Here is a 13,814-nt window from a genome sequence, read left to right on the forward strand (position 1 = left end):
TGAGTTATATATAAAAAAAATACAAATTCTTTAATGGTCATTTATTCAACAATCTGGCCCAATTGTTGAACAAAGAGTAAACAGCTTCAATTTAATAATAAGGGTTAATTCTTGTAATTAGGCATGTTCTTCTATCTTGACATGTGTAATTACTTGAATCGTTGTTTTTTAGACTCTAGAGGATTTTTCGGAAAAACGGGTACAAACCTAAAGCCTTTCTTAAACGTGATACATAAAATACAGTACAACATCACAGGAGGGATAGATGTAAGGGGGGGACAAGAGTGGACTTGCTCAATAAACGGGTTAGGTCGTCTCATGAAAACATCATGAAAACTAGCTAGAAAGAAGGAGAAAAATATGCAACCGATGGTTTGGATAACCGTTTTATCTTTTTTGGTTACCCTCGGATTGATTCTTTGGAGGCCTAGAGGCATTAATGAAGCTATACCTGCCACGATAGGTGCGATTATTGTCATACTCAGTGGAAGTGTTTCTCTATCAGACCTGGGTTTAATTGCAGAAACGATAAGCGGTGCTGCGATAACTATTATGGCAACGATTGTAATGGCGATTGTCTTAGAGAGTTTTGGATTCTTTAACTGGGTGGCAGAGAAGCTTGCGGAAAAAGCAAATGGGTCTGGCATCAGATTATTCTGGTATGTCAATCTTTTATGTTTTCTCATGACACTCTTTTTCAATAACGATGGAAGTATCTTAATTACAACCCCAATTCTAGTCATGTTATTAAACAACATGGGCTTAAAAAACCATCAAAAAATTCCGTATTTGCTGTCTGGAGCCTTAATTGCGACTGCTTCGAGTGCTCCAATAGGTGTAAGTAACATTGTCAATCTGATCGCTCTAAAAATCGTGCATATGAGCTTGTATATGCATACGGCGATGATGTTTGTTCCTGCCACGCTTGGTTTACTACTGCTGGCTTGGCTCTTGTTCCTTCGCTTCAAAAAAGTCTTACCGAAAACCGTTCCTACTAAGATTACTGGGCGGTCACACCCTTCTTACCATCCACTTAAGCCAAGTCCTATGAAACATGGTTCAGAGAAGGAACGTACAAGGTTTATGCGAAACGTCCTGCTGTTTGTATTTGCAGTCCGTGTCAGTCTATTTGTAGCTTCGTTTCTTTCCATTCCAGTTTCTCTTATGGCTGTAATTGGCTCTCTGGTCCTTTTAGGATGGAGATGGGCTTATTTAAAAATACCTCCAACCGATATGCTGAAAAAAACGCCGTGGTATATTATCGTGTTCGCTTTTAGTATGTATGTGATTATTTACGGTCTAAATAATATCGGTCTAACAGACTGGTTGATTCAATTTATGCGTCCAATGGTTTCTGGAAGCCTGCTCAATGCAAGTGTGATGATGGGTGTACTTCTATCAGTACTCTCAAATATTTTTAATAATCACCCTGCACTCATGATTGGAACCCTAACGTTAACGGAAATGAATCTAGATTTACTCTCCTTGAAAATCGCCTATCTGGCAAACGTTATTGGCAGCGACATGGGTTCCTTACTACTTCCAATGGGAACGTTGGCTACGCTGATGTGGATGCACATTGTAAAGCGTGGAAAAGTAAGAATCACATGGTGGGAATATATAAAAGTAACAGCTGTCGTTATACCGCCTACTGTATTATTCACATTAGTGGTTTTATATTATTGGGTTTCTTGGCTCTTTGGTGGAGCACTTTAAGGATAAAGCAATATGAGGAAAAAGGAGAATAAATATGCTTTCTGATTTTGAAGATTTAATGGGAAAATATATCGAGGTGGAAATTTCCGGAGGAGAATTTCGCAAGGGAATCCTAATAGATGCTGGGTTGGACATCATTGTTTTAAACGATGGCAGGACAAATTCATTCCTCTACATTCCATTTGTTCATGTTCAAAGATGGAAAAAAGCCAGTTTAGATGAAGAATATACCTCTTTTAACCCTCCTTCAGAAAAACCAATTGAAGCTGATACCATTTCGTTTCGTAAAGTATTAACTATTGCTAAAGGTTTGTTTGTCAAAGTTTACGTCACAGGGAATAAATCCATTCATGGTTATATAACCAGCATTATGAACGACTATTTTGTCTTTCACTCCCCAGTGTACAAAACAATGTTTATTTCGATGAATCATGTTAAGTGGCTAATTCCGTATTCTCCTAATACAATACCGTATTCTTTAAACAAGGAAAATCTACCCCTTCTGCCTATATCCACTCCTTTATCCAGATCCTTTTATGAACAGTTGAAAAGATTGGAAAATCAACTAGTGATTATTGATGGTGGAGACCATACTGAAAAAATAGGCTTACTCCAAAAGGTTCGAAATAACAAAATGATGCTGATAACAGCTGAAGGGGAAACGGTTTATCGGAATTTAGAGCATATCAAAACAATACAATTACCGTAAATACCTTATGTAATTGATAAGGAACTTAATAAACTCATCTTTATACAAGAATAAGTAGGTAGGTGATGTTCACATGAGCAAACAATATATACAAAAAGAATAATCCACCCTGTTTTTGCTGACGAGGATGGATTACTCAATTACTTCTATAATTGTTTGTTGGATCGTGACGTTTGAGTCACGATCTTCTTTATGGGGTACCACATATTGTTATTATATGTTGTTTGGTTGAATTTTGTTTAAGGTAGAAAAAATTTTGTAGTTCTATTCCCATGTATTATCTCCCCTAAATTAATTAAGTCAATCTTAATTGGCACACCCAATAAAATAACTTTTGAAAATCCCTTGTATTTAAATATTTATGCATTTATTCTTCAACTAAGCTCGCCCCCGATAGTTCCATAACAAAAAGCTGCCTTAAAGACAGCTCTGATCTTCAGTTAACGCAACCGTTAGGTCAATAACAAAGCTTACCACTATGGTTGATGAGGTGTATTTTTATTTTTGCCTACTTGCTAAATTCAGCAAGTAAAATATTTTTAAAAGGATTAGGACTGTTATCCCTACCCAAACTGTTCAAACTGACGACCAACGTATGCTTGCCTCCAAGTGTACCTCCAGCAATAGTAGAAAACCCTAGAATGCCACCTGTGTGTCCCCATATCGAGACACCGTTTGGAAGCTTGGTTTCAAATATTCCAAGACCATATCCATCAATTCCTGCTCTTCCTGTAGGAACTGTAGTAAGCATTTGTTTTAGTTGCTGTTCCTTCAGTAATTTGCCACCAAGCAAGGAAGAGAAGAATTTATTTAAGTCGTCAGCAGTAGAAATCATATCTCCAGCCGAGCTACCTGCACTTGGGTTATAATAGGTAACGTCTTTTATCTCACTTGCTTCGTCTGGTTGGGAATATCCCCGAGCGTGCTTGGTGCCTGGAATAACGCTTGAATTTCCAGGTAGGAATGTCTCCGACAATTCAAGCGGTTCAATAATCCGATTTTCAATCTCTTCCGCGTAGCTGTTTCCGGTTACTTTTTCAATAAGAATACCCAGTAATACGTATCCTGTGTTTGAATAGGACCAGCCCTTTCCTGGGTCAAAGTCTGGGGGCAGTGAAATCCCCATCTTCACTAGTTCTTCAGCCGCATACGATTTTTTTGTATCCATAAAATCAGTGTCTTTTGACCTTGAGTATTCAGCGATACCACTTGTATGGTTCAATATCTGCCGGATGGTAATCAGTTTATCATTATATCCGTTTCCTTGAATGACACCAGGCAACCATTTTTCGATGGAGTCGTCTAGACTCAAGCGGTTCTCTCCAGCTAATTGAAGTACAACCGTTGCCGTGAACGTCTTCGTCACGCTGCCAATGCGAAAACGAAAATCTGTTTTCATTGGTTTCTTGGTGCTCAGATTCGCTACCCCAGCGGCATGACCCCACGTTTTTCCATCATCGGAAGTTTTAGCAAGTATCCCTGGGAATCCAAGTTGCAATGTATCCCGCATTGCTTGCTTGACGGAATTATGACCTCGTTGAGTGCTTGTTTGTAACGAACTAGATACATTTTGAGTAGGCTCTACTTTTGCAATTGAGGGTTGCGATGTGTATAGCAGGGAACTTCCCGTTATTAATAGGGCAAGACTTGCAAATGTAAATTGACTACGTATTTTCATAAGGCATTCCTCTCTTTCTATTAATATTGTATGGGTGGTTGCTTGTTGTTCCATATGAATCACACAGCTATACTTTGCTTAAAATGACTATCCTCGTCTTCGTCTTGATACTCATCATTCTCATATTGATTTTCAATGTTCTTTTTTTATATGGAATTGCTCCGTTTCTTTTACATAATTTTACCATAAAACCAAATAATTAGATTTAAATATCATTTTTCTATTCTCATTGTTTAGTATTTATTGTATAGTTCGAATACAATATGTTTGATGAACTATCCTGCCCCGTTAGTTCCATAAGAAACTCCTATGGCGGCGCTCCGCCGCCACCATCTACTACGAAAATCTAAATTCAAAATAGAGTCTAACCCATTAACCCCTTGACAATAATTGAAAATAACAATACAACCAGGCTGAACTTTTTTTGGTGGATCTTAAGGAAGATACCCTGTATAAGAAACTGGTTGTGACAGTATGGAAGAACCATTTAGTGTACTGCTAGTACGTATACAAAAATTTTTGTAACAAATCCCCTGTCATATGTATTGTTAATCTTTTTTGAGGTGATTTCTCCTATGGAAGCAATGATTGAACGGTGTGCTGGCCTAGATGTACACCAAGAAACTGTAGTAGCCTGTGTATTATTTGGTCCATTAGATAAAAAGCCAAAGACCTCTATTGAAACTTTTTCAACTACAACAACAGGACTCTTGGCTTTAAGTGATTGGCTCGCTACCCTTCAGGTATCCGATGTTGTGATGGAAAGTACCGGAGTCTACTGGAAACCAATATGGAATATACTCGAAGGTTCTTTTCACCTTGTTCTTGCCAATGCCAGACATGTCAAAAATGTTCCAGGGCGTAAAACTGATGTGAAAGATGCCGAATGGCTTGCCAAGCTTCTAAGATGCGGACTTATTGAAAACAATTTTGTCCCACCAGAGGATATTCGTGATTTACGAGATCTTACTCGTTATCGAAAAAAATTGATTCATCATCGCACATCAGAGCAGAATCGCATTCACAAAATCCTTCAAGATGCTAATATCAAGCTAACATCCGTTCTATCAGACATTTTTGGTTTATCGGGACGTCGTATCCTTGAAGCGATTCTAAATGGTGAAAAAATAGAGACCGATGGTCTTCGAAAAATGGTGGATTGGCGAACAAAAGCAAGTATAACTGACATTGCCAGTGCAATTAATGGTCGTATTCGCCGTCATCATCGTGATATGTTGCGTTACCATTGGGATCATATGGGTTATTTAGAACAAACCATAGAAGAATTGGAAAAACAAATCGATCAACTCCTGTCCCCCTATCGTAAGGAAGTAGAATTATTGGATGGTATACCTGGTGTGAACAAAGCTGCCGCAGCCACTTTTATTGCGGAGATGGGTGTTGATATGTCCGTATTTAAGTCAGCTAAACATCTTGCCTCTTGGGCTGGTGTGAGTCCTGGAAATTACGAAAGTGCTGGTAAAAAAAAAACGAGTAAAACCACACAAGGAAATAAAGCTTTAAAAACAATGGCCGTAGAATGTGTATTAGCAACATCAAGGCAAAATAATCGAATTGCTTCACATCGAAAAAGGATTACTAAACGACAGGGGAAAATGAAGGGACGAATCGCATCTGCCCATTTACTATTAACGATTACTTACAACATCTTAAAAACAGGAGAACCTTATCATGAACTAGGCTCAAATTACCTTGAAGAAAAACAAAATAACAAAGAATTAAAAATGATCGAATACCTAAAAAAGAAAGGCTATACAATCGCTCCATCTGAACAACAAACTGCATAACTTAAATAACAACATAGTACATTTACCCCCATCAAAAAAATGAGAATATGGAGGGTTTATTTTAGCATGGCTTTTTTACTATTGTGTTTTCATACAAAAAAGCGATCCTTCTTAATGAAGACCGCATCCGTTAGTTGAAGTTCAAGGATATGTTTTTATGTGCTTATAATTTATTAACTCACCCCTTGTATCTACAACAACCTCATCTATTCCATAACTATTATGAGCATCATAATAAGGGTGGACTTTTAGAGTTATCTCATATCCTCCACCAACTCCGTACAGTTGCTTAATTTTGATTATTTCTGTGTCATACGAAGCCCAAGTAAGATTACTTGGTGCATCTTTATCATTTTTATATATTTCAGCAATTGCTTTATCTACTGGTTGTCTAAGACTATTTATAAGTGCATATTTAAGTGTTTCACAAAGTTCCGTATCAGCTTCATTTATTGTTTTAGAATAAACTGGCTTATTAGAGCTTATTAAGAATATTGCTATCAAAAGCATTACTGCGAAATTTTTCATTTCATCACCCATTTTAGTTTCCTAAGAACTGTTAAGTTTTATTCAATTATTTTCCCCAGATAGTGAATAAAGAAAAAGCTGCCTTATAGACAGCTCCGATCTGCAGCTAACGCATCTGTTTGTTCAACAAGAAAATCAAATCACAAAAATCGATAGTAACTATCTAATAATTCTTCGCTTCCGTTTTCTGCTTCTTTCTCATCCATTTCCTTATCTTCTAGCCATTGTTGATAATGGATTATCTCATGAGCCATGCTGCTTAAAATTGCCCATAAAGCATCATTTTTTCCTCTTTCTGAAACTGATTCTTCATAATCACCTGTTGCAATTCTTATGTATGGTTCAACAGTTTTATCATAAGGTGCAAAAAAAAAGTAGCACTTGCCAGTTCTCTTGTATCTCTCGTTTTAAGTTGATAATCCGTTTTTAGATATACAACAACCCTTGTAGGAAATTCCATATATGTACGCAACCAAACCGCAAAGCTTTAGCACGTCCGTCTTACTGATGGATTTACATCCTTTTCACATTTGACTCTTAACCCTGAGCGAAGATGTTGCAAATCATTTGTTTTCATAATCGCTTTTGAAACCCTTCCTTGCGACCCGGTGACTTCAATGTTTTCCTCTGCTCTCTCTTCTAAATCCACAGATGGTATTAATTTCAATTAATCATTGCCTTAATTTATTTTGAAATCTATGTATATAACTCTTAACAATATCAAAACCTATGACCAGCAACACATTATATTCATAGGAGCTGACAACATGGCTAGAAATAACAACAATAATCAATTAGTAGTTAATGGTGCAGAGCAAGCTCTAGAACAAATGAAATACGAAATCGCTAGTGAATTCGGTGTTACACTTGGCGCTGATACAACATCTCGTGCAAACGGATCTGTTGGTGGAGAAATTACAAAACGTTTAGTGCAAATGGCTGAACAACAATTAGGCGGAAGAACTCGTTAATCGAAATCATATGTATTGTTAGGGATAGTGATTGGACTATCCCTATTTATAATTCTCCAAGTAAGTCGTCTATGTGTAGTTTTGAAATCAAGATTGACCAAAATCCCCTCTTGAAACCACATATTAGTGTAAAAACAAGAATCCATTTTGTGAAAAAATATTGAATAAATGAATTCTTTCCTTATGATTCAGATACAATTTTTATAAAATAGTTTGATTATTTTTAGTAATTCTTAATGAACTACCAAAGTTCTCACGATAATCACCAATTCACATTTGTGTCGATGACTATATTATCATGAGATGCCTGGAACTAAATACCGTGGTCCTACCCCTTATTCAATTTGTTTTAGAAAGTCTTCAATCGTTTGTAACAACTTTTCAGGGTACTCCCCATTGATAGCATGAGAGGCGTCTTCAAATAACACCATATTACTGTATGGATTTCTTAAAGTTTCTAAACCGATTTGAAACGACTTTTCGGAATGATGCATAGTCGATTGACCACCCAAAATTCCGAGCACTGGCATCTTAAGTTTCTTCAAATGTTCAGTTTTAACCTTTTCTGGCATTGGCAATTTACTTTTGAATGTTCGCATTCCTGTTTCAATCAATTTGGCAGCCGGCTCACTTTCATCAATTTTAGCACCACCAGAGATATAACTAAGCATTCTTTCCCTTATTGATTTTGGCACTGCTGGTACGGAAGCTGGAATCGAAACTAGAATCATTTTTAGTGGAATAGGACCAAAAACATAAACTGGTTCTACTAATATGAGTGTTTGAATTTTTTCTGGGTGCTTAATTGCTAAATTTGCCGCACTCCATCCACCAAATGACAATCCTAATAAGTTGATTTCCTCTTCTGGTAATTGTTCCAGCACTTGTTTTAACCAAATAGCTTGATCCATATTAGTTTTGATACGTTTTGTTTCTATACTTAACCCTGGCTCACCTATTAAATCAATTGTGTAAACCGGACGGTGTTTAAAGAAGTCATTGAGATTTGCTTCCCACATTGGTGTAGCAGACCCCTTTCCAGGAAGTAACAATAACGGTGTTTTGTCTGGTGTTTCCTCTTCTTGAAATTTGTATAGCTTCACTTTACCAAAATCGGTATTGAGCATTTTTGACTCAACAGGTTGTGGTAAATAGCTCATTGCCTCATGATAAGAATTTATGTATTCTTGCTTACCTTCATTTGTAACGAAACCACTCATTGAACCATCATCTTTGAAAAGACCTGATTATGTACAATAGTATGAATATAGCCAAAGAAACAATAACTAAAATGATCCATCTTTTTTTTCGTAAATATACAAACCTCCTTCTATTCTTACTTTAGACTATGACGTAACGTTATAAAAAATGCTTAAATTGAAGTAATAAACGATATAACCACAGTACCTATTTCTAGAAAATGTGTTGAATATCAGATAACAACCTTCTTTTGATAAATTGAACGTTATTCAATCCTGCCCCGTTAGTGCCATAAGAAAAAGAGCTGCCAAAGCAACTCTCTTATCGATGTAAAGCAACTGTTAGTGGGACAAGGAAGGATTAAGTGTATAGTTCTTTTTTTAAAGCCTTAATTCCATCAATTACACTTTTTACATTTTCATCATTATTCAATTTGTTTCTTGCATGGAGCAAAACTGGTCTAACGGATTCTACCGAACGTCCAAAATCGTACATCCATTCATATCGAGGAACCATCCAAGTATGAAAATGGTGGGTAGTATCTTCATTATAAAAGTAATAAACATGTTCTATCCCTAATACTTCCCTTTGAGCTTTTCTAATCTTAGATAATAAGTTTATGTAATCAACCTTTTCTAAGTCATTTAACTCGTCAAAGCACTTAATATGGCGCTTAGAGGCTAAAATTACTAAACCTTTAATGGGATATGCCACGTCTTGGTGAGCATGAAAATATTCAGTTTCGACTATTACACCACCATCCGGCTCTGTTTCCCCACTTGTTAAAGCACAACTTAAACATTCGACTTCAACTGTTTTTCCATTAGACAAAGTAATTCCCCTCATAATTCCCTCCAATATATAAAATTATCTCTCTTAAAAAGATAAAAATAAACAAACCCTTGTTGAGCTATCCTGCCCCCGTTAGTTCATTAAAGGTAGTTTTTCACTTGAATATGAAAGTATGATAATACTAAGAAACGTTTTTCAAAAGGCCGCCAATTGGCGGCCTTTTAGAATTTAAACTAACTCTAAGATTTCTTTGAAGTTATTCACTACAAAATCTGCTTGTTTTAATTCATCTTCTTGGGCAAAGTCAAAGTTCACACCAACGGCAATAAGTTCATTATCCTTAGCAGCAGATATATCCGAAGACCGGTCTCCGACAACGTAACCTTTTCCAATTTGATTTTTATTTTTCACCATTTGCACTAAATCTGATTTATTCCCAGATTTAATTAGTTGGATACTATATGTATCTTGAATAAACCTATCCAAATTATAAGTTTCTACAATTGTTTGTAAATATTCTATCTGACCATTGCTGGCAATAAATAAGGGATACTTTTTACTTAACTCATTTAATGTGCTTTCCACACCAGCATATAATGCACCTTTTTGTGCTTGGATTAGTTCTATAAGCTTTTTATGAAAAATCTCATTGCTCTTTACTCGTATTTCTAGTGAGTGGTTTGGGCAAAGTGTTTCCCATACAACCGGTAGTGGCACACCCATAATTCCCCTATATTGTTCAATCGGTGTTTTTTTATCCCATAAATTTTCTTTTCGTAGTACTTCAAATGTTGCTTCTAGGGCAGGTTCTAAAATTAAATTTGTTTGAAATAAGGTTCCATCCATATCAAAAATGATTGCTTTACTCATTGAAATTCCCCCTCAAATTATCTCTCATTAAAACATTTTTAAAAAGCGCTGTCTTAAAGACAGTTCTGACCTTCAGCTAACGTCACCTGTTAGTTCATTAAAGCTAGTTTTTATTTGTGATTTTTTAATATTTGAACCTCTTCTTCTAGTTTATCAATTTTTTGTTGAAGTTCTTTCTTAGGTTCTAAAATTCTTCGAACTAATATAACGAGGAATCCGATAATAGCAATAACTCCCCCAGCTGAAGCTATAAACAAAATCAAGGCAATGTCAAACATAAAAACAACTCCTATTTTATTTTCTATACTGCAGGTAAGCCACTTAATCACTATAACCAGGTTAATTTTACCATTAAAAACCCATTCGTTCTTAAACGATCTTGCCCCGTTAGTGCCATAAGAAAAAAGGCTGCCGCAGCAACCCTTGTAATAAGGCACCCGTTATGAATACACTAATCTTCCCTTTTCAATATGAAAGGAGCTGCGGAAGCAACCCCCTGTCCGTTAGTTTATACCGCACGCCCCAAAAGGAAAACGTTGCGAGAATGGACATATTTTCGAAAGAAAAAATGGCCATTCTTTTGGTAATATAGAGGCAGCTACTTATCATGAGGCATTTATAACATACGGAGATGATGAAAAAATGACAGGACCCGTTTTGATTTTGACCATTATTATGACGATATTTAAACTAGTTGTTACCTGCCTTCCAACCGATGTCGTCAATTGGCTTTTGAATAAATTTAAGATGCATCCAACACTTAGTGACGAGAATACCGTGATCACGATGGACGGAAAACAATTGGAAGGGGAAGAGAAGAACCAAGTGATTCAGGATGTTAACCACGCGATGATTTTGAAGAAAAATCATATATTTCCCGGAAACGATTCCTTGTTTTTACATCCAGAGAGCGGTGTTAAGCCATTGGTCATCGATACGAAAAAAGGCAAAAAGGATATTCGGTTATTGGTGTTCGTGTACGGTGACCATGTGGATGTCGTAAAACAGGACAAGAAGAAGCTCGTGGCATATAGCATGCGTTCCGAAAGCCTCCAAGACCGTTCGATGATGAAGGGAATGGATGTAAAAGAAGCATAAAAGGAAGAAAAATGAAAACCACACCATGATGTGTGGTTTTTTGATTGGGAATTATTTATTTTCTGACACTTCTTCTTCTTCTTCTCTTATGAGGATGCCTTCATTTTTTGGCTCGCTCACCTAGATCGCGATCTTATCAGTGACCATTTTCTAGTACGACGCACACTTTAGCTGAACAAGGGAATTTTTTTTCTTGATTTTAATCTATGATAATGTAAAGGAACGCACATTTAAAAGGCCCTAAAATTGGGGGCCTTTTCATTTAATTTATTTTCTTTTTATAAATATATAAATCAATATTAGGAACGTTAATTACTTTTAAAACTACGCATTGCTCTCCGGCGGTCGTGCAGTACCATCAGGATGATTATTCCCATCATCACTCCCAAGACGCTACCTAACTCGGTGGTTAGTGCATATGCAAGCGGGTTCTCTAGAGCAGGTTGTGCATCGGGGCGAGTGGCGGCCAAGCGGTTAAAGAGGTTATAAGAGAACAGCATTCCCGACGAGATCCATGCTGCTGCCATAGGAGGGAGGAACCGCTTCGACCCGCGGCGAGTGGTCAATACCAACAAACCCCACGCCCCCGCGAAGGCCCACACACCGGTACTCAACGACAATAGGTGCCACCATAAATCTCGGTTATCCAACATGGCTGGGTTGATGCCAATAGTTCCGCCAACCGCCCAGAATAGCTTAATAAATCCAAGCAGGATACAGCCAGCCGCGACAAGCCTAGCCAAGGTGATATGCATTTTCTGGCTGTTGCCCGGGAGTAATTCAATGTCGATTGGATCAGCAAATGCCTCTGGCCAACGCGCTTTAGCGTATCCAGCTAAGGCGAAAGGTAGGCAGATGCCGACTCCAACCAGTGAGACCATTACGAAGATCTGCTCATATACCCAAACGTTAGCAGCACCTGCCTTCTGATCGCGTATCATAGCAGCAGGACCAAGCACAGGTGCCAGCAACAGCATAGGAATAAGTAAACCAGTACCTACCCAGACGGGCAAGGCAACCAACCAGGCGGGCAGTCGCTCACCCCATGTCATGCTAAACGCCAATGCTAACAGGATACCAACTGCAGCTAGAACCATTGTTACTGCGTTTGCAGTGCGCCAACTTGGGTCGCCCATTTGTTCGGTCGGCATGAAGAGACCGAACGTCCAGGCTATTTTGATTAACAGATAAGGCATTACCGCTATAGCGGCACCATAACCCCAAAATCTACGCTTCTTCATCAAATGTGAAATTGGCTGCTTTTTCATTTCTGTCATGAGTTCACCTCGGCAGCCTGACCAGTGAGTTCGTAAATCTCTACCCCTACAATGAACAGTGCGCTCCCAATTAAACTCTCATGTTTATTTCTATTTATAACTATAAATAAACACCCCTTAAGAATTATCATTTAAACTGTTTTAGTTTTAATGAATCATAGGACTTTTCTCGAAGATAATCATTTCCCCCATTTCGCTCACCATCAATACCCTAAAAACTGCTCTGTCCGCTTTAACTTTAACATAATATTCCAATTGCAAATCCCTTATTCTAAAAAAAATTAACACAAGAAAATTGTCTTCATTGACGACCTTCTTGTGTTAATTCTTCTATCCCGCCTCGATAGTTCAAGAAGAAAAAGCTGACTTAAAGACAGCTCCGATCTTCTGCTAACGCTCCCGTTAGTTCATTAAGAAAAGCGATTCCTATTAAAGAATCGCTCCCGTTGCAGAAAAAATGTAACTTCCTTTTATATGTTGACCCAAAGATAGTTACTAGAAAATTATCAGTTTAAATCCATATATTATTTTCAGCAGTTAGTTTAAAATTAGTTTCACCAGTGTTGACTACACCTTTAGGCTCTACCAGCATTATATGGCATTCCTTTTCAGCATAAGGCTTATGCTCCACACCTTTTGGTATCACATACATTTCTCCTTTGGAAAGTTTAACCTCTCCATCGCGGAATGCGATGGACATCTCGCCGTCTATCACGATGAATGCCTCATCGGTGTCTTTATGATCGTGCCATACAAAATCCCCCAGAATCTTAACTAACTTAAACTGATAGTCATTCATTTCACCAATGACTTTGGGCGACCAGTGTTCACTGAATTTGGACAGTTTCTCGCTAAGATTAATAGCATTATAATTGATATAAATCCCCCCAGAACTATTCTTACCTTTATTTTACAACTTCCATAGATTAATTGCTATTTTGATTAAGACCTCAAAAGTTTCTGCTGATTTTCCACAAAATGGTCCAATTGTTGAACAAAGACCAAACAATACTCTTGAATCAACCTGCCCCGTTAATGCCTTAAGAAAAAGAGTTGCAGCAGCAACCTACCTTATTTGCACCTAGTTAAGGATTGATATACTTAATGATGAATGATTCCTGCCAATGTCAAAGATAGGACTCAGACTTCCACTTTTCGCCTATCCAT

13 protein-coding genes are annotated in these 13,814 nt (G+C 37.4%); 5 read left to right on the top strand and 8 right to left on the bottom strand.

Annotated elements, in window-relative coordinates:
• Positions 1-369 precede the first annotated feature (369 nt).
• Together ACJ9PY_RS22410 and ACJ9PY_RS22415 are read left to right on the top strand one after the other, a co-directional pair.
• A complete protein-coding gene (locus tag ACJ9PY_RS22410; protein WP_106027972.1) occupies positions 370-1,716 on the top strand; it encodes an arsenic transporter in 1,347 nt (448 codons plus the stop codon).
• 34 nt (positions 1,717-1,750) lie between these two features.
• Positions 1,751-2,425, top strand: coding sequence for a DUF2642 domain-containing protein (locus tag ACJ9PY_RS22415; protein WP_411739047.1), 675 nt, complete (start codon positions 1,751-1,753; stop codon positions 2,423-2,425).
• Between the two features lie 508 nt (positions 2,426-2,933).
• Here the strand turns inward: ACJ9PY_RS22415 and ACJ9PY_RS22420 are convergent.
• A complete protein-coding gene (locus ACJ9PY_RS22420) occupies positions 2,934-4,103 on the bottom strand; it encodes a serine hydrolase domain-containing protein (protein WP_411739048.1) in 1,170 nt (389 codons plus the stop codon).
• Positions 4,104-4,678: 575 nt separating this feature from the next.
• Between ACJ9PY_RS22420 and ACJ9PY_RS22425 the strand changes: the two genes are divergently transcribed.
• Positions 4,679-5,911, top strand: coding sequence for an IS110 family transposase (locus ACJ9PY_RS22425; protein WP_411739049.1), 1,233 nt, complete (start codon positions 4,679-4,681; stop codon positions 5,909-5,911).
• A gap of 141 nt (positions 5,912-6,052) precedes the next feature.
• On the opposite strand, the gene ACJ9PY_RS22430 is transcribed toward ACJ9PY_RS22425, so the two are convergent.
• Positions 6,053-6,451, bottom strand: a complete 399-nt coding sequence (locus ACJ9PY_RS22430; RefSeq protein ID WP_222619971.1) for a DUF3888 domain-containing protein — start codon at positions 6,449-6,451, stop codon at positions 6,053-6,055.
• A gap of 755 nt (positions 6,452-7,206) precedes the next feature.
• On the opposite strand from ACJ9PY_RS22430, the gene ACJ9PY_RS22435 reads away from it, so the two are divergent.
• Complete coding sequence (locus tag ACJ9PY_RS22435) at positions 7,207-7,410, top strand: alpha/beta-type small acid-soluble spore protein (protein ID WP_034315006.1); 204 nt, start codon at positions 7,207-7,209, stop codon at positions 7,408-7,410.
• Between the two features lie 335 nt (positions 7,411-7,745).
• Here ACJ9PY_RS22435 and ACJ9PY_RS22440 read toward each other — a convergent pair whose 3' ends face one another.
• From ACJ9PY_RS22440 to ACJ9PY_RS22455, 4 genes are all read right to left on the bottom strand, one after another.
• Positions 7,746-8,630 carry an alpha/beta fold hydrolase gene (locus ACJ9PY_RS22440; RefSeq protein WP_411739050.1) on the bottom strand — a complete coding sequence of 295 codons (885 nt, stop codon included), beginning with the start codon at positions 8,628-8,630 and terminating at the stop codon, positions 7,746-7,748.
• Between the two features lie 340 nt (positions 8,631-8,970).
• Complete coding sequence (locus ACJ9PY_RS22445) at positions 8,971-9,456, bottom strand: HIT family protein (protein WP_411739051.1); 486 nt, start codon at positions 9,454-9,456, stop codon at positions 8,971-8,973.
• A 174-nt stretch (positions 9,457-9,630) separates the two neighbouring features.
• The gene (locus ACJ9PY_RS22450) at positions 9,631-10,272 is read right to left on the bottom strand and encodes an HAD hydrolase-like protein (protein ID WP_063575089.1); all 642 of its coding nucleotides are present in this window, start codon (positions 10,270-10,272) and stop codon (positions 9,631-9,633) included.
• 110 nt (positions 10,273-10,382) lie between these two features.
• The gene (locus tag ACJ9PY_RS22455) at positions 10,383-10,550 is read right to left on the bottom strand and encodes a hypothetical protein (RefSeq protein WP_411739052.1); all 168 of its coding nucleotides are present in this window, start codon (positions 10,548-10,550) and stop codon (positions 10,383-10,385) included.
• 364 nt (positions 10,551-10,914) lie between these two features.
• Here ACJ9PY_RS22455 and ACJ9PY_RS22460 point away from each other — a divergent pair, with 364 nt between their 5' ends.
• Positions 10,915-11,370, top strand: a complete 456-nt coding sequence (locus ACJ9PY_RS22460; protein WP_411739053.1) for a YfmQ family protein — start codon at positions 10,915-10,917, stop codon at positions 11,368-11,370.
• Between the two features lie 308 nt (positions 11,371-11,678).
• Here the strand turns inward: ACJ9PY_RS22460 and ACJ9PY_RS22465 are convergent, their stop codons facing one another.
• The gene (locus ACJ9PY_RS22465; RefSeq protein ID WP_411739054.1) at positions 11,679-12,647 is read right to left on the bottom strand and encodes a hypothetical protein; all 969 of its coding nucleotides are present in this window, start codon (positions 12,645-12,647) and stop codon (positions 11,679-11,681) included.
• A gap of 511 nt (positions 12,648-13,158) precedes the next feature.
• Complete coding sequence (locus ACJ9PY_RS22470) at positions 13,159-13,524, bottom strand: cupin domain-containing protein (protein ID WP_034304537.1); 366 nt, start codon at positions 13,522-13,524, stop codon at positions 13,159-13,161.
• Positions 13,525-13,814: the final 290 nt, after the last annotated feature.

The sequence above is a fragment of the Peribacillus sp. S4 genome, assembly GCF_046715815.1.
GTDB lineage: Bacteria > Bacillota > Bacilli > Bacillales > DSM-1321 > Peribacillus > Peribacillus frigoritolerans.